Annotated in this window: 13 protein-coding genes and 4 tRNA genes; 12 read left to right on the top strand and 5 right to left on the bottom strand. The window is 44.1% G+C overall.

The features are described 5' to 3' along the window. Window positions 1-278: 278 nt before the first annotated feature. The 3 genes from NUW02_02735 (at window position 279) to NUW02_02725 (ending at window position 4,678) form a co-directional block, all read left to right on the top strand. Window positions 279-2,297: a peptidoglycan-binding protein gene (locus tag NUW02_02735; protein ID MCR4274938.1), complete on the top strand. Its 2,019-nt coding sequence runs from the start codon at window positions 279-281 to the stop codon at window positions 2,295-2,297. A 168-nt stretch (window positions 2,298-2,465) separates the two neighbouring features. After that, the gene (locus tag NUW02_02730; GenBank protein MCR4274937.1) at window positions 2,466-4,499 is read left to right on the top strand and encodes an O-antigen ligase family protein; all 2,034 of its coding nucleotides are present in this window, start codon (window positions 2,466-2,468) and stop codon (window positions 4,497-4,499) included. A 2-nt stretch (window positions 4,500-4,501) separates the two neighbouring features. Further along, window positions 4,502-4,678 carry a hypothetical protein gene (locus tag NUW02_02725; GenBank protein ID MCR4274936.1) on the top strand — a complete coding sequence of 59 codons (177 nt, stop codon included), beginning with the start codon at window positions 4,502-4,504 and terminating at the stop codon, window positions 4,676-4,678. Between the two features lie 108 nt (window positions 4,679-4,786). On the opposite strand, the gene NUW02_02720 is transcribed toward NUW02_02725, so the two are convergent. Continuing rightward, window positions 4,787-5,239 (bottom strand): GatB/YqeY domain-containing protein, encoded by a 453-nt coding sequence (locus tag NUW02_02720; GenBank protein ID MCR4274935.1) that lies wholly within the window; start codon window positions 5,237-5,239, stop codon window positions 4,787-4,789. A 47-nt stretch (window positions 5,240-5,286) separates the two neighbouring features. Between NUW02_02720 and NUW02_02715 the strand changes: the two genes are divergently transcribed. The 4 genes from NUW02_02715 to NUW02_02700 all read left to right on the top strand — a co-directional run bounded on the left by NUW02_02715 (window position 5,287) and on the right by NUW02_02700 (window position 9,730). After that, window positions 5,287-7,950 (top strand): HAD-IC family P-type ATPase, encoded by a 2,664-nt coding sequence (locus NUW02_02715; GenBank protein ID MCR4274934.1) that lies wholly within the window; start codon window positions 5,287-5,289, stop codon window positions 7,948-7,950. An 18-nt stretch (window positions 7,951-7,968) separates the two neighbouring features. Continuing rightward, window positions 7,969-9,018 (top strand): DNA recombination protein RmuC, encoded by a 1,050-nt coding sequence (locus NUW02_02710; protein ID MCR4274933.1) that lies wholly within the window; start codon window positions 7,969-7,971, stop codon window positions 9,016-9,018. 89 nt (window positions 9,019-9,107) lie between these two features. Next, window positions 9,108-9,620, top strand: a complete 513-nt coding sequence (locus NUW02_02705; protein MCR4274932.1) for a hypothetical protein — start codon at window positions 9,108-9,110, stop codon at window positions 9,618-9,620. Then, window positions 9,605-9,730: a hypothetical protein gene (locus NUW02_02700; protein MCR4274931.1), complete on the top strand. Its 126-nt coding sequence runs from the start codon at window positions 9,605-9,607 to the stop codon at window positions 9,728-9,730. The genes NUW02_02705 and NUW02_02700 overlap by 16 nt, the downstream gene beginning before the upstream one ends. Window positions 9,731-9,764: 34 nt before the next feature. On the opposite strand, the gene NUW02_02695 is transcribed toward NUW02_02700, so the two are convergent. The 4 genes from NUW02_02695 to NUW02_02680 all read right to left on the bottom strand — a co-directional run bounded on the left by NUW02_02695 (window position 9,765) and on the right by NUW02_02680 (window position 11,519). Then, window positions 9,765-9,836: transfer RNA gene (locus NUW02_02695), tRNA-Met, on the bottom strand. 45 nt (window positions 9,837-9,881) lie between these two features. Beyond that, window positions 9,882-10,658, bottom strand: a complete 777-nt coding sequence (locus NUW02_02690; GenBank protein MCR4274930.1) for an SIMPL domain-containing protein — start codon at window positions 10,656-10,658, stop codon at window positions 9,882-9,884. 315 nt (window positions 10,659-10,973) lie between these two features. Continuing rightward, window positions 10,974-11,047, bottom strand: a tRNA-Asp gene (locus NUW02_02685). A gap of 398 nt (window positions 11,048-11,445) precedes the next feature. Continuing rightward, window positions 11,446-11,519 (bottom strand) — tRNA-Met (locus tag NUW02_02680). Window positions 11,520-11,838: 319 nt separating this feature from the next. Between NUW02_02680 and NUW02_02675 the strand changes: the two genes are divergently transcribed. The 5 genes from NUW02_02675 (at window position 11,839) to ftsE (ending at window position 15,205) form a co-directional block, all read left to right on the top strand. Beyond that, window positions 11,839-12,483: a hypothetical protein gene (locus NUW02_02675; protein MCR4274929.1), complete on the top strand. Its 645-nt coding sequence runs from the start codon at window positions 11,839-11,841 to the stop codon at window positions 12,481-12,483. An 82-nt stretch (window positions 12,484-12,565) separates the two neighbouring features. Further along, window positions 12,566-13,171 carry a hypothetical protein gene (locus tag NUW02_02670; GenBank protein ID MCR4274928.1) on the top strand — a complete coding sequence of 202 codons (606 nt, stop codon included), beginning with the start codon at window positions 12,566-12,568 and terminating at the stop codon, window positions 13,169-13,171. Window positions 13,172-13,520: 349 nt separating this feature from the next. Then, window positions 13,521-13,593 (top strand) — tRNA-Thr (locus NUW02_02665). A 10-nt stretch (window positions 13,594-13,603) separates the two neighbouring features. Continuing rightward, window positions 13,604-14,503 carry a PCRF domain-containing protein gene (locus NUW02_02660; GenBank protein MCR4274927.1) on the top strand — a complete coding sequence of 300 codons (900 nt, stop codon included), beginning with the start codon at window positions 13,604-13,606 and terminating at the stop codon, window positions 14,501-14,503. Window positions 14,504-14,524: 21 nt separating this feature from the next. Beyond that, window positions 14,525-15,205 carry a cell division ATP-binding protein FtsE gene (gene ftsE / locus NUW02_02655; protein MCR4274926.1) on the top strand — a complete coding sequence of 227 codons (681 nt, stop codon included), beginning with the start codon at window positions 14,525-14,527 and terminating at the stop codon, window positions 15,203-15,205. Window positions 15,206-15,281: the final 76 nt, after the last annotated feature.

The raw sequence follows: 15,281 nt of genomic DNA, 5'->3' as shown, positions 1-15,281 counted from the left end.
TGAACATATAATGGTGTATTGCAGTGGCGGATGTTATTTCAGAACGATTGTTCCTTAACAATTTCATAACCCAGAAATCACACAATTTCAGTACGCTTTTTCAGAATGAATGACGCGCTTTGTAAGACACTAGCCGTGAGCCGGCCCCTACTTCTTGTGAGCTACCCTTTAAGCACAGCACCCATGTGGGGCGTTGTGAGTGAAGGAGTTAGTTAAACGTTATAAGCATTTATTAGTAGATTATCAATTACTCTCTAACGAGAGAAAATGAATTAGATATGTTATTTAAAAAACTCAGCTTGGTGGGACTTCTCGCTGTAGTTGCATTGGTTGCCGGAGGATTTGCTCCTAAGGCACAAGCAGCAACAGCAGACGAACTCCAGGCGCAGATTACAGCGCTTCTTGCACAAATCGCTCAATTACAGGGTGGTGCGTCAAGTAGCATCGGATGTTACGCGTTCACACGCGATCTTACAGATGGCGTTTCGGGTGCTGACGTCTCAGCTCTCCAAAGCTATCTTGCAGAAAAGGGCATGTTCGCAGTTGCTCCAACAGGATTCTTTGGTCCTATTACAAAGGCAGCGGTTGCTTCATGGCAAACAGCTAATGGTGTTATGCCAGCAGCTGGATACTTCGGTGCGATTTCTCGAGCAAAATACGCATCAGTTTGTGGCGCACCACTACCTCCAGCAGGTGACGATGATGATGATGACGATGACACATCAAGCAACGTGCTTGAAGGTGGCGCAGGTTCAGTCGCTGACTATAACCTCATGTCAAGTCTTTCCAACGAAGAAGTTGGAGAAGATGAAGAGGACGTAGAAGTTGCTGGACTTGAAATGGAGGTTGACGAAGGGTCAGACCTCGCATTTACAGCAGTTCGCCTCGTCTTCAATGAAGGTACGGGAGCTACAGGTGACTTTGAGGATTACGCAAACGAGGTCTCAATCTGGCTTGACGGTGAAGAAGTTGGACGTGTTGACGCAGATGCGTTTAACGACGACAACGACTGGACAAAGACCGTTTCACTTGACGATGGTGCAATCATCCTCGCAGATGAAACAGGAGAGCTCACAGTAGCTCTTTCAGGAGTAAGTAACCTTGACACAGCCGACGACGGCGATGAGTGGAACGTTGATTTCCGCCAAATTCGCTTTGAGGATGCGGATGGTTCTCTTATTTCTGAAGACCCAGGTATGGCTGTAACGACTTTCTCATTTGAGTTGTTCGCTGCAGCAGCAAGCACAGAATTTAAGATTTCTGATGGTGCGGATGAAAACACTGTCAATGACGCGCACATTATTAACGTGCACGCTACTGACTCAACAGACAATGAGGACATTCTCTCATTCAACGTAGAGATAGAAGGAGATTCAGACGTCGTACTTGATGCGATTCCTGTTAACATTGCAGTGGGAGGAGCCCAAGACAACGTTGACGAAATGATCTCCGGTCTTACACTCTTGATGGACGGAGAAGAAGTCGGAACAGCATCTATGGCTGATGACTGTAACGCAGCTACTGGTGAAGACGCAGACTGTGTGGCTGTAGGTACAGCTGAAACCTATCTCTTCGACAATCTTGACCTCACACTTGATGCAGGTCAGGACTACGAATTCCTCGTTCAAGCAGACTTCTTTGGTATCACCGACACTGGTGACCTAGCAGCAGGTGACACCGTTCTTGCCACATTTGGTGAGACACAAACTGAACTTGCTAGCTTTGACGCTGAAGATGAGTCAGGTGAGGACTTGATAAACGGTGACAAGACAGGTACGGTTGCAGGAACAGCGTCAGAAGTTCGCGATATCGGTATCATTGTTACCTTTGTTTCAGCAGACGAAGATATTAGTGAAAGCACAGGTGCAAACAACGATGTTGGTACATTCACATTGAAGTACCGCGTTGAAGCATTTGATGGAACAGTTTTTGTTTCAGCAACTGCAGCACCAACGATTGGCACAACTATCCTTGGATCACAAACAGATGCAACTGGCGCAACCCTCTACAACATTACATTGGGTGGCACAGCAACTGTTGATGATGCTTCAGACCTCGTTACCTTCTCTACAACAGGTGGTGGTACTGACGCAACCGGCGATGTTGAGCTAGCAGACAGTGAGTACACTGAATTTACACTCACTGTTGCTCGAACCAACGATGACGTTGGAGACGCAGGTATCTTCCAAGTGCTTCTTAAGGCAATTGGTTGGGACGTTGACACTGGAGATGCTAAGGCAAACACATATACGTTTGACCTTGACGACTTCAAGACAACTCCAGTATCTCTCAACTAATCTAGCTTTTGCTAGCGTGTAGTTAGAGTAGATAGCAAAAACCGCCCCTCGGGGCGGTTTTTGTATTGAGTGAGTTAAAAAAGTTTGAAAAGCCACACACTTACTGCATGTAAACAAAAACCGCTCGGTCTAGGGGCGGTTTTTGTGCTGGTGTGATAACATATTCCTGTGAAAAATGTTCAACAAAAAATGAGCCTCATGGGAATTATAACCACGCTATGTATACTTGTTTTTCCTTTTGTTGTCTCTCGCCACCTTGTGTATGGTGGGACAAATGCAAAATTTTTCTTCGTTGATTTTGTGTTTTCTGTGATTTTCTTTCTTTCTGCATATCTGCTGGTTTTGAAAAAACACACCATTCTCTTACAAAAACGTTGGCTTCTTGGAGCACTTTTTGTAACTGTAGTGTTTTTTTATCTCTCAGTATTTTTTGGAGTTTTTCCAGAAGCCTCTTTATGGTCTGACATCCTTCGTTCCTCAGGTTTGTTCTTTCTCTCATTTGTTGCTCTTTTTGCGTTTTGTGCGAGTGAAATGTTAACTGTTCGTGATTGGAGTATGGTTCGTCGAACAATTGCTGTTTCAAGCGGACTCTTTGCTCTCCTTACGTATTTTAGTGCAAATGGTTTGGGTGTGATTGGACGTTTATTTACAATCAATTTTGAAATACAAGGACTCACATTTACAAACACAACATTTGCTGGCGCGTATTTACTTATTGCTCTTTTGGTTACGGCAATTGAGTGGACGAGGTCTGAAAAAAGGTCACGAGCACGTTATGTTTTTGGAACGCTTGTGGTAGTACAGATGCTTTCCCCGCTTCTTTTTGGGGAACGCATATGGAGAGGATTGCAGGGTGTTTCCGGTTTGCTGTCAGATCCTGTAAATATACTTGGCGCCGCTCGTGCATCAAGTGTCACCATGTTTCTCGTTGTGTTGTGCTGTGTGGGTCTTATGCTGATCCATCGTTTTGTCACTGTGTCGTATAAAGCACGTGCATCGTGGGTATGGAGCGCTCTTATTTTTGTTGGAGTCTTTAGTGCCATCGGTCTTCTTTTTGTTCCGGGGAGTATTGTGCAAGAGAAATATGTTGAACAATCTTCCGCTGCACGTATTATTGTGTGGGAGGAAGGATTCCGTGCATTTGCGGAGCGGCCTCTTCTTGGGTGGGGTCCTGAAAACTTCCGTTTTGCACACGAACAATATTTTGATAGCCGGCTCTATAGTAAAGAGAACCTCGGAGAGGTGTGGTTTGACCGCGCACACAACGTTGTTGTTGATACACTTGTGACAGTTGGTATTCTTGGCGCACTTAGCATACTTCTTCTTGTGGGGTTCTTCTTGAGAACGATATTTTGTGCGCATCGTGTGGGTTTGATTGGATATGGGGAAGCATGTCTACTAGCCATTCTTCCATTTGCACATTTTCTCCAGCTTCAGACGGCGTTTGATACCGTCAGCACATACACCATTCTGGGAATTCTTCTCGGGTATGGCCTCTGGCTTGAAAAAGAAACGGTTGCATTACCACAACCGTCAAAAAATGTTCCCGAAAAGTACGCTCTTTTAAGTAAAAGTATTGGTGTGGCACTTATGCTCGCGGGTATTTTTGGTTTCTGGGTTCTTGTAGGAAAAGAGTATGGGCGTCAAAAGGCGCTCTTCCAGATATTTGACGCAAAAGATACCGCCACGCAAATTGAGCATATTGAAAAAGCACTTTCGCGAAGGTCTAATTTTGAAGCAATGCGCCTTGCGTCTGCCTCGCTTATTAGTGGGTCATTCGATTTTATTCCGAAAACTGCTCTAGAAAAACAAGGCGAGGTTCTTGGTGTGGTTCTTAAACAACTGGATGCGTATGGTGTCGTATATAAGACATATCTTGAAATTATGCCCACTGATTACCGCGCACACATGAGTTATGCCTACCTGCTTATGGTTGAGACGGTGTATGGAAAAAATCGTCTTGAAGAAGCGCGGCAGGAAGTGGAAATGGCACGACCGCTTTCTCCGGGAAATCCACTCACACCCGTTATGGATGCGCTCGTGACGCTATATGCCGGTGATATTGTTGGCGCACGATTGATTATGAAGGAAAGTCTTGGTACAAATCCAGATATAGTCTTTTCTCAAGAAGTAGCGGACTACATTGAAAAACAGGCAAAACAATTTCCAGTCATTTCTGTTCTTAAATTGAAGAACCTCTAAGTATGAAGAATCTCTTTAATCACAGTTTTTTTCACTTCATGTTTGGTTTTGTTATGGTTCTCTTGTTTAGTTTTGTGGTTCTTTTCGTGGTGAATTATTTTATGCAATTATTTCCACGCTATGCAGAAACGGATATCCCATTCAGTACATGTATTACAAATACAGGAGAGGAGTGCTAGGTGGGTAGATACTGGAGACTAGATATTGGATACTGGAAATTTAAAAAATACAAAAACCGCGCGATACTTCGCGCGGTTTTCTAGTATCTAGTTTCCAATCTCTAGTATCTACTTCAGTATTTCATTCACCACTTCTTGCACAATTTTGCCGTCAGCTTTTCCTTTGAGCTCTTTCATTACAGCGCCAATGAACACACCTTTTTGTGATGCATCAGCATTAAGTTCTTCTTTTTTCTTCTGTACAACAGCCACAATTTCTTCACGGCTCATTTGTGCAGGGAGAAATGTTTCAATAATAGCCAGCTCTGCCTTTTCGCCCTCGGACAAATCTGTTCGTCCAGCGGCGTCAAATTGAGAAATAGACTCTTTATGCTTCTTTGCTTCTCGAGAAATCACCGTAAGAGCGACGTCATCAGAAAGCTCCCCATCTGGTTTTTCCTTCATAACGACCAGCTCGTTAACAAATGCAGCAAGAAGCCCGCGCAATACAGAGAGCCGAACAGCGTCTTTTGCGCGCATGGCGTCCTTGATACCTTCTTTTATAGTTGTGTGTAGCGACATACATTTTTTCTTAGTGGTTATAGTCAGTATGGTATCATACCTCATATATGGAGGCACGAGCATGGCACGCACACCCAATAGCAGATGTTGCCGAATGGCTCGGCGCAGATACCACCAAAGGATTGTCTATTGACGAAGTACATCGTCGTCAAAAACTCTTTGGACCAAATCACTTTGAGAAAGGTGTTCGGCTGTCGTTTATTCGAAAAGTGTGGCGCTACCTCAAAAGCCCCTTTGTTCTTATACTGGGGCTGGCATTTGTGGCGACTCTTTTTTTGGGCTCATACACAGATGCAATTGTTATTGCACTTGCCATTGTCATTAACATTGCCATTGGAGTATTCCAAGAGGGAAGAACAGACAGAGCGTTTGAGCGCCTCACATCTTCACAGGAACGTTTTTCGTTGGTGGTTCGTGATGGGCGTATTGTTCGAATACCTTCACGGCAGATTGTTCCAGGAGATATCGTGGTTATTCGAGCCGGTGAGGTGATTCCCGCTGATACGCGACTATTTGATGCGCGGGATGTTTTTTGTAATGAAGCACCACTGACAGGTGAACCTATGCCTGTTGAAAAGACAACAGAAGTTGTTTTTTACAATGCACCACTGACAGAGCAAAAAAATATGGTGTGGATGGGAACATCTATGGTTTCGGGGAATGCCCGTGGACTTGTTACGACAATAGGCACAGCAACTGCGATGGGAAATATTGCAGAACAACTACTCACCACGCGCGACGACCAGACACCTATTCAAAAAAATATTGCAAAACTCGCTCGGTTCATTTCCATTGTGGTTGCTGGTGTAACGGCAGTTGTGTTTGTGCTCGGTATACTTCGTGGTGAATCTATCAGTGCGATGCTCTTGCTCGCTGTTGCTGTTGCAGTATCAGCGATTCCAGAAGGATTACCCGCTGCGGTCGCGGTGTCACTTGCCGTTGGTATGGAACGACTACTTGAAAAAGGTGGTCTTGTGCGTACGATGATAACTGCTGAAACACTGGGGAGTACGACATTTATTTTGACTGATAAAACAGGAACACTCACGCGGGCAGAAATGACGTTTAGAAATGTATACACGGCAGATGAAGGTGCGCTTTCACTCGGAAGTACTGCACAGCACGTTCTCCGTCTCGGCATGCTCGCATCGGATGTTGTGTTTGAATCATCCACAGAAACCGATGTACATGTGAATGGACGTCCAATGGAAAAAATTATGACCGAAAGCGCGCTGGCTCTCGGTGTTCCACGCGCTGTGTTTGATACGCACGTAACCGTTGGGGCTGTACCTTTTAATTCAAAGGAACGATTTGCTGCCTATGTTCGTGTTGATACTGAGACCAAAAAAAGACGTATGTATGTTGCGGGAGCTCCAGAAATTTTACTACATGCGTCAACATGGCAAGGTACTGACGGAAAACAGAAACTATCAAAGGAAGAGAGAGATGAAACGCATGCTTTCTTTGAACGAGAAAGTGAGAAGGGGTATCGTGTTATTGCGGTTGCGTGGAAAGATGTCCCACACACGTTTGATGTACAACATCTTACACGAGAGACTGTCCTCAACACCCTTGTATTTGGCGGGCTTATTTCATTCGAAGATCCACTTCGTTTTGATGCACGTGGGTCAGTACTGCGCGTACAGAGTGCGGGTGCACGTGTATGTATGATTACGGGAGATAATCAAAAAACAGCAGCAACAATCGCGGCAGCCGTTGGAATTAATGGCGCACATGCAGTACTGACAGGAGTAGAGATTGAGCCTATGTCAGATAGTGAATTATTACAAGCACTACAAACACACAGTGTCTTTGCTCGCGTGCTTCCATTACAAAAAATGCGCATGGCAAAGGTGTTGAAGGATGCAGGTGAGGTGGTGGCTATGACCGGAGATGGTATTAACGACGCGCCAGCACTCAAAGCAGCGGACATCGGGGTTGCGCTTGGAAGTGGCACAGAGGTTGCTAAAGAGGCATCTGATCTTGTTCTCATTCATGATAGTTTCTCCATCATTGTGTCCGCTATTGAAGAGGGAAGGCGCATCATGGACAACCTTAAGAAAATGGTGACACACCTTCTTTCTACGAGCTTCGGAGAAATTATGATTATTATCGGTGCAATTATTGCGGGCATGCAGTTGCCTATTTTGCCAGTACAAATTTTGTGGCTCAATATTATTGAGGAAGGTGTGTTGTCGTTTGCGTTTGCGTTTGAACCCGTTGAGAGTGATGTGTTACGACGTAATCCAAAAAGTGAGGGAGTAAAAACACTCCTCTCATCAAACGTGAAGAAGATGATTCTTATAAGTGGTGTTGTGTCTGGGGCGCTGGCATTTGGTATTTTTATAGCTCTATCGTCGTTTGATTTCTCTATTGAATACATTCGAACACTCATGTTCGGTGTCCTTTCTCTTGGTGCAATCGTGTTCGCACTGTCTCTTAAAAGTTTGTCGGAGCCAGTGTGGCGCATCAAACTTTTCAACAACCCGTATCTTTTTTGGGCAGTCGTTACAAACACACTCTTGTTTGTGTTGACCCTTACCGTGCCAGTTCTCCAGAATCTTCTCTCAGTCGTTTCACCGGGAGCATTTGGCTGGGGTTTGTTCGTAGTTTCGGCTGCTCTAAACCTTGCCATTATTGAAATCGTTAAACTTCTTGTGTTCAAAAGAAGGCGTGAGGGAGCCATTCGCCCAGCGCAAGCCTTTGTATAAAACGTGTATACTATCTATATGACTGATATCTTATTGATTATATTGTCTATCCTCGTGCTTACTGCTATAGGTGTGCAGGTGTTGCTCTCTATGCGTAAAAAAGAGGCTGTAGGGGAAGATAAAGGGCTCTCACTCATCCTTCAGCAGCTCAATGAGATGTCTCGAACGGTGGACGCCAAGCTCGGTGAGAGTGCAAAAACGATGCATGATTCTATGCGCTCTCAGCTGTCTGAGTCAACGCGTATCGTCAAAGAGGTGACGGAGGGTTTGACGAAGCTTGATGAGACAAACAAACAAGTGGTATCGTTTGCCGACCAACTACAAAACCTCCAAGATATTCTTAAGAATCCAAAACAACGAGGTATTTTGGGTGAGTATTATCTTGAGAGCGTCTTGCAAAATGTGCTTCCTCCACGAACGTTTCAAATGCAGTATGCATTTGCGAATGGTGAAATTGTTGATGCCGTGGTGTTTGTCAAAGATAAAATTGTTCCAATTGATGCAAAATTTTCGTTGGAAAACTACAACCGTATTCTTGAAGCCCGTGATCCTGCCGAGCGTGAGCAGTATGAAAAAACATTTAAACAAGATCTTAAAAATCGTATTGATGAAACAAGTAAGTATGTTCGTCCTGCAGAAAATACGATGGAGTTTGCGTTCATGTTTATTCCGTCTGAGGGTGTGTACTACGATTTACTCATCAATCAAGTGGGTGCAGTGAAGACATCCACGCGCGATTTGATTGACTATGCGTTTGGTAAGAAAGTAATTATCGTCTCACCAACATCATTCCTCGCATATTTGCAGACAGTGTTGCAAGGACTTCGTAGTTTACAAATTGAAGATCAAGCAAAAGAAATTCAGAAGCGAGTTGGTGAATTAGGTCGTCATATTACAAACTACAATGTGTTTATGATGAAGTTAGGAACTGCACTCGGAACAACAGTCAATCATTTTAACACTGCACACAAAGAGTTAGCAAAAATTGATAAAGACGTCGTCCGTATTGCTGGAGAAACAGGCGGTGTTGAAACACTCTCTATTGAAAAACCACAGATGGAAGAGTAGGCGGTTTCACCCCGTTGGTGTACTATTTCCCCAGATAATGAATTGAGAGGAGGACTGCCTTGCAAAATAAGAGTGGTTTTGCCATCGTAATGTCTAAGAAAAGGAATCCGCGAACGCCAAACGGACTTGCGGTGTTCTTTGGACCGTCTGTATCTGACGGCGTTGAATTTCTTTCAGAGAACATCACTTCAAACGGATTTATGTTGTTTGAGGAGGAGACAACGGCTAGGAGGGCTGTTGCTGAAAGAAAAGAGCACTTTGGTAAAGAATTTCCAACTGTACGGTTGGTGGGGATGGAACTGCACATCGCAGAATCTCGGGGTGAGTGGAAAGAACTTCGTTCCTTTGGCTCATACGTTGTGGCTTACGGAGAAAGCTTTCGTGAGTGTAGGTTACACGGAACTCCGTGTGTAAATGGAGAGCGTGTGGGTTCAGCACACGACTCGTGGGCCTCATTCAATCAAAATGGCTGTCGGCCGTTCACTTCGTTCAGGTGTCTTATCGGCGAGGTTGGACTAGGAACTATTCCTGAACTTCTTCGACAAGGCGATGGAGGCGGGGTGTTCCTTATCGGAATCAAGATTTTGTGGCACATACAGTAATCGCTCTTCTTGAAACTCTAGAGGTGTGTCTAATGGGCACACCTCTTCTTTATTTACTTATTGCGGGTGTTGAAACACTCACTATTGAAAAACCACAGATGGAGGAATAAAAAAACACCCTTATGGGGTGTTTTTTTATTCTTGTTGCGGGGGTAGGAATTGCACCTACGACCTTCAGGTTATGAGCCTGACGAGCTACTACTGCTCTACCCCGCTGTGGGGAAGTATAGAGCATTGATACGCACAAGGCAAGTTCTAGCCTTATTTTATCGAGTAGTTGAGGTTTACTTGCACGATAACTTCCTGTGTTCCAGAAGAAACCATTGGGGAAGATTTCATATCTCCACCACCGTATCCCATACCCATTTCTCCACCATACTGAGGAACAAGGCCAGGAACACTAATTGGATTTTCCCACCATGAAATAACTTCTTTAAGTCGAACACCCGCTGCCTCTGCGGTTTCTTGCGCGCGTCCTTTCGCGTCTGCAATGGCAATAAGGAGCGCTTGTTGTTGGAGGTCTTCAATATTTGATGCGGTAAACGCCACACCAACAACTTGGTTTACACCTTGTGCGCTTGCTGTTTCAATAACTTTTCCAATACGTGTGTCAGAGGCGCCATTTTGGAGTGTGAGTTTGATGGAAAGTTGTTGGTCAGCGCTGTACCCACTAATCACGGCAGGTTTTCCTTCAGGATAATAATATTGAGGAAACAAATTGTATGCTTGTGTTGAAATATCTTCTGCAGGAATACCAAGTGCAACGATCGCGGGAATAACTTTTGCAATGGTGTCTGACAATCGTGTGAGTGCAGCTTGTGCAGTTACTGCATTATCAACATGCACACCGAGGGTTACTGTACCTTCGTCGGGTGTGTAGGGGACTTTTCCTGTTCCCGTGATACTTACTTGTTGCCAGTCTTGAGCAACAATTTTGTCGCGAATAATGGCTACGGTAATAACTCCTGCAAGCAAGAGCATACCAAGGACAACAACACCCGTTGTCATACCTCGCGAATATGTTGGCTGTGAATACATATCTATATAATTAATAATTTATAAAATGCTTCTTTATAAAAAGTGGGTGTCACCAGTATAACGCACGTTCATATATATCGTGAAGGTGTGGGTTGGTTACAAGGGAGGGGACTCGGTCACAAAGAGTTTTCAGAGGGACTCGGTCACTCTCGTGGATTTTTGTTTTGTCTACAACTCACAAAAATCTCACTCCATCGACCCCCACTCGGACCGCCGCCTGCGGCGGGCTTCGTCGGTCCTCGGTTCGAGTCCCGCCGATTCGATATCTACACAAGACAAAACCGACTAGCATATGCTAGTCGGTTTTGTTTGAGGCGGAATCGACGGGACTCGAACCCGCAACCTCCTCCGTGACAGGGAGGCGCTCTAACCAGTTGAGCTACGACTCCAAATGAGGGTTGTACGCAGATGCGAACGCGTATTTCCGAAGAAAGAGAGAAAAGAAAAGCTTGTTTTTGTTTTCTCTCGACTTTGAGGAAATGAGGAGCGTGAGCATCCATGTTCCCCGAACGCCGGAGTCGCAAGCTACTGCTTACAACTTACAACCCCAGGTCGTCATACTATACCAAAAATACTCCCAAAATCAACGAATTGTGTCGGTGGCAGGACTTGGCCACGAATCTCTAAGGATTTTTGCGCATTTGCGCCAAAATCCTAAGTGTTCTCGGCCCCATCTCGCCAGCACTCAAATAGTTGAGTACTGGCTCCGATCTGCAAGTCCTTACTGTAAACAAACACACAAGGAACGAAAATAGCCGAACACAAGGCTCGACTATTTTCATTCCTGTGTCGGTGGCAGGACTTGCACCTGCGACCTAGGGCTTATGAGTCCCTCGCTCTAACTACCTGAGCTACACCGACAAATGAGGGTTGTACGCAGATGCGAGCGCGTATTTCCGAAAAAAGAGAGAAAAGAAGAGCTTGTTTTTGTTTTCTCTCGACTTTGAGGAAATGAGGAGCGTGAGCATCTATGTTCCCCGAATGCTGTCGATGCAAGAGGGCCAACGGCCCGATTACACCGACAGTGGTACTACTTTACAATAAACAACCACTACTCGCAATTCATTGAATTGTACACCTCGCAACGATATACTAGAGAATACCATTACTAAGCTTTAATTAATAACAACAATAGTCGCGCCTTAGCGGACAGTTGCGCGACACGATTTTGTGAAATCGCATGAAAAAACTATCAATTAAGGAGGCATTCGGGTCAGCGTGGAGAATATTCTCTAATCATGTGTGGGTGTTTGTTGGTTCAACGGCACTTATTGGGGCGATATCGTTTATTATGAATCAAGTAGGCAAAGACAGCGGTCCCGGAGATTTTATTATCGGTCTTGCGGGGGCGGTATTGTCGTGGTGGCTCTACATTGGTTTTATTCGTATCGCGATGACAGCGTACGCGGGTGGAATCATTTCTTTTGACATGTTGTTTAAAGAAAGAGGGATGACATTGTGGCACTACATACTTGCTGTCATTCTTTCCGGTCTCTGTGTTATTGTCGGTCTTGTGCTGCTTATTATTCCCGGAATTATAGTACAAGTTGGACTTATGTTTGTTCCATTCCTTATTCTTGATAAAAACATGCAACCCATTGCATCACTCAAAGAGAGTTGGCGTTTAACGAAAGGATACAAATGGAATTTGTTTGGTTTTTTCCTTCTCGTTATTCTGATTAATGTGTTCGGTGCCCTTGTTACATTTGGTCTGGGACTTCTTGTGACAGCACCACTTTCTCTCCTTGTGTTGACGTATCTCTATCGTGAACTTGAAAAGGGTGTACAAATGGAGCCGGTGGCACCAACAACTCCTGTACATTAATTTTTGCAGACTTACTCCAAATAGCGTTTTTTAGTATTACCTCTTTAGAAAAATTTTATCTCTAAAATGATTTACTGAAGAGATGGTTTTTCTTGCAAAAAAAGATATACAACGCCTCTATTTTCAAGACAAGAGGTCTCTTCAAGAGATTTCAAAAATTATTGGTGTTTCAACACATACGATTTGTTACTGGATGGATACATACAAACTACCGCGTCGTAATAGGTCAGACGCGCTCTACATAAAATATAATCCAAACGGAAATCCGTTTATGTGTAAGAATCTTGTGTCACACAAAGATTGGTTCTTATTTGGATTAGGAATTGGTTTGTATTGGGGCGAGGGCACAAAAAGCAATACACATTCTGTACGTCTTGGTAATACTGACCCACATCTTATTAAAATGTTTCTGTTATTTCTAAAAAAGTGCTACGAAATAGATGAGAAAAAATTACATTTCGGACTTCAAGTTTTTCGCGACATGTCAGCCGTGGATGCAAAAGAGTTTTGGAAAAAACATCTCAACATAGAAGAAAAACAATTTCAGAAAATTATTATTACTCCGACACTTGGTGTGGGAACGTATCGGAAGAAAACACAATACGGGGTTTTGACCATTTATTTTAACAACAAAAAACTCAGAGATATTCTGGTCGGTGAGATTGAAAAAATGAAGAAAATAAGGTAATCTCTTAACAGGATAAAGCCGATGTAGCTCAGATGGTAGAGCACGTCCATGGTGGAGAAATTCTGCCCGTTCGCGTAGAAATGCGCGTTTTGTATCCCGAATAACGGTTAATAACCTACACACAAGGCCAAGACCGTAGCATCCACATGAGGTGGAGGCTCGAACGACTGACAAGGGATGCGTCGCTATTATGCACGTACAAGATACAGTCTAGTCCCTCAATACGTGTGTGTTTTTAAATGAGGGTGTATACGAAGGACGGGGTCGCCGGTTCAATCCCGGCCATCGGCTCAAAGTAGTGGAAGTTAGAAGTTGGGAGTGAGAGGTTGGTAGTTGGAAGAAGCATCTTGCCGCCTTAGCTCAGCTGGTAGAGCAACGGTATCGTAAACCGTAGGTCCCCAGTTCAAATCTGGGAGGCGGCTCAGTAAAAATATGGACGAAAACGAAATCAAACAAAAAATAGAAGGTATTGAGGCAATGATGGAACGTAGTGACTTTTGGAATGACAAAGAAAGCGCCCAAGCCGTGCTCAAGGAGTATCAAGAATTAAAACTTCAAGTCGAGGGAAAGGAAAGACACGACAACGGAAACGCTATTGTAACGATTTTTTCTGGTGCCGGAGGCCTTGATGCGGAAGATTTTGCCCGAATGCTCACAGGTATGTATCTTGCCTATCTGGGGCGTAATGGGTGGGACCATGTCGTGATGCACCAAAATGAAAATGACCACGGGGGTATCCGAAATATCACGTTTGAAGTGCAGGGAAAGGGAGCATATGGTGAACTCAAACACGAAGAAGGTGTGCACCGTTTGGTGCGTATCTCGCCCTTTAATGCAAAACAACAACGACACACATCATTTGTGATGGTTGAAGTATTGCCGAGGCTTGAAGATGAGCACGAACTGGAAATTCCAGAGACAGATATTGATATTCAATTTACACGTGCTGGAGGACCGGGTGGACAAAATGTCAACAAACGGGAAACCGCTGTGCGTATCGTTCACAGGCCAACAGGAATAGCAGTACATGTCGCTACACAACGTAGTCAAGCGCAAAATCGTGCTTATGCACTAGAAATTTTGCGTGGAAAGTTGTATCATAAGGAGCAGGAAGAGAAGTTGTTGCGCGCGCGCGGACTTTCAATTTCAGCAACAACGGACGCTGAGTGGGGAAATCAAATACGTTCGTATGTATTGCATCCTTACAAAATGGTAAAAGACCACCGAACGGGCGTTGAAGTCAACAATACCGACAAAGTGCTTCAAGACGGAGATATCGATGAGTTCATTGATGCTCATAAAAAGATGCAAACGAATTCTCAGGTTGCTTAATTTCACCCATATATGATGCACATGATTTCATTTGATAATGTTAGTAAAATATACTCGGATGACTCAAAGGCACTCCAAGAGGTAACTTTTACCATAGAGCCAAGCGAATTTGTTTCTATTGTGGGACACTCGGGGGCGGGAAAGACGACGCTTCTCAAACTTTTGCTTGCCGAAGAACGTCCAACAGGGGGATCAGTTTCCTTCGGAAACGTTGATATTCATTCGTTGTCTCGTCGTGAGATTAGTGCCCTACGACGTAAAATAGGAATGATTTTTCAGGATTTTCGTCTCCTTCCGTACAAAACAGCATTTGAAAATATTGCATTTGCAATGGAAGCTGCAGGACGTAATGATGTAGATATTGAGAGCGATGTGCCGTACGCACTTGAACTCGTTGGACTTCTTGATAAAGCATGGAAATTTCCTAATCAAATGTCCGGAGGAGAAAAACAACGCCTTGCCATTGCACGGGCAATTGTGAATCAACCAGACGTGCTTGTGGCAGATGAACCAACAGGAAACCTCGACCCGCTCAACTCGTATGAAGTTGTTCAGATTTTGAAAAAGATTAATGATTTAGGAACGACAGTTCTTTTGACGACACACAACAAAGGCATTATTGATAGTTTGGGTAAGCGCGTTATTACAATGGAGAAAGGGCGTGTGGTACGTGATGATAAGGAGGGAAGGTACGTCTTATAAAATTCGAATATCGAAGCACGAAAATCGAAACAAATAAAAATGTATGAATATCCAAATGTTTAAAAATTTTAAATTT

The organism is Candidatus Campbellbacteria bacterium, assembly GCA_024653945.1.
GTDB lineage: Bacteria > Patescibacteriota > Minisyncoccia > Phycocordibacterales > EsbW-18 > EsbW-18.
The sequence above is the reverse complement of the archived record's forward strand: the minus strand, read 5'-3'. Positions and strand labels throughout refer to the sequence as shown.

Coding starts and splice junctions, on each gene's coding strand:
- NUW02_02720 (MCR4274935.1), bottom strand. CDS start 5,239: ATGTCGCTACACACAACTATAAAAGAAGGTATCAAGGACGCCATGCGC.
- NUW02_02675 (MCR4274929.1), top strand. CDS start 11,839: ATGAAAAAACTATCAATTAAGGAGGCATTCGGGTCAGCGTGGAGAATA.
- NUW02_02660 (MCR4274927.1), top strand. CDS start 13,604: ATGGACGAAAACGAAATCAAACAAAAAATAGAAGGTATTGAGGCAATG.
- NUW02_02725 (MCR4274936.1), top strand. CDS start 4,502: ATGAAGAATCTCTTTAATCACAGTTTTTTTCACTTCATGTTTGGTTTT.
- ftsE (MCR4274926.1), top strand. CDS start 14,525: ATGATTTCATTTGATAATGTTAGTAAAATATACTCGGATGACTCAAAG.
- NUW02_02710 (MCR4274933.1), top strand. CDS start 7,969: ATGACTGATATCTTATTGATTATATTGTCTATCCTCGTGCTTACTGCT.
- NUW02_02690 (MCR4274930.1), bottom strand. CDS start 10,658: ATGTATTCACAGCCAACATATTCGCGAGGTATGACAACGGGTGTTGTT.
- NUW02_02715 (MCR4274934.1), top strand. CDS start 5,287: ATGGAGGCACGAGCATGGCACGCACACCCAATAGCAGATGTTGCCGAA.
- NUW02_02735 (MCR4274938.1), top strand. CDS start 279: ATGTTATTTAAAAAACTCAGCTTGGTGGGACTTCTCGCTGTAGTTGCA.
- NUW02_02670 (MCR4274928.1), top strand. CDS start 12,566: ATGGTTTTTCTTGCAAAAAAAGATATACAACGCCTCTATTTTCAAGAC.
- NUW02_02705 (MCR4274932.1), top strand. CDS start 9,108: ATGTCTAAGAAAAGGAATCCGCGAACGCCAAACGGACTTGCGGTGTTC.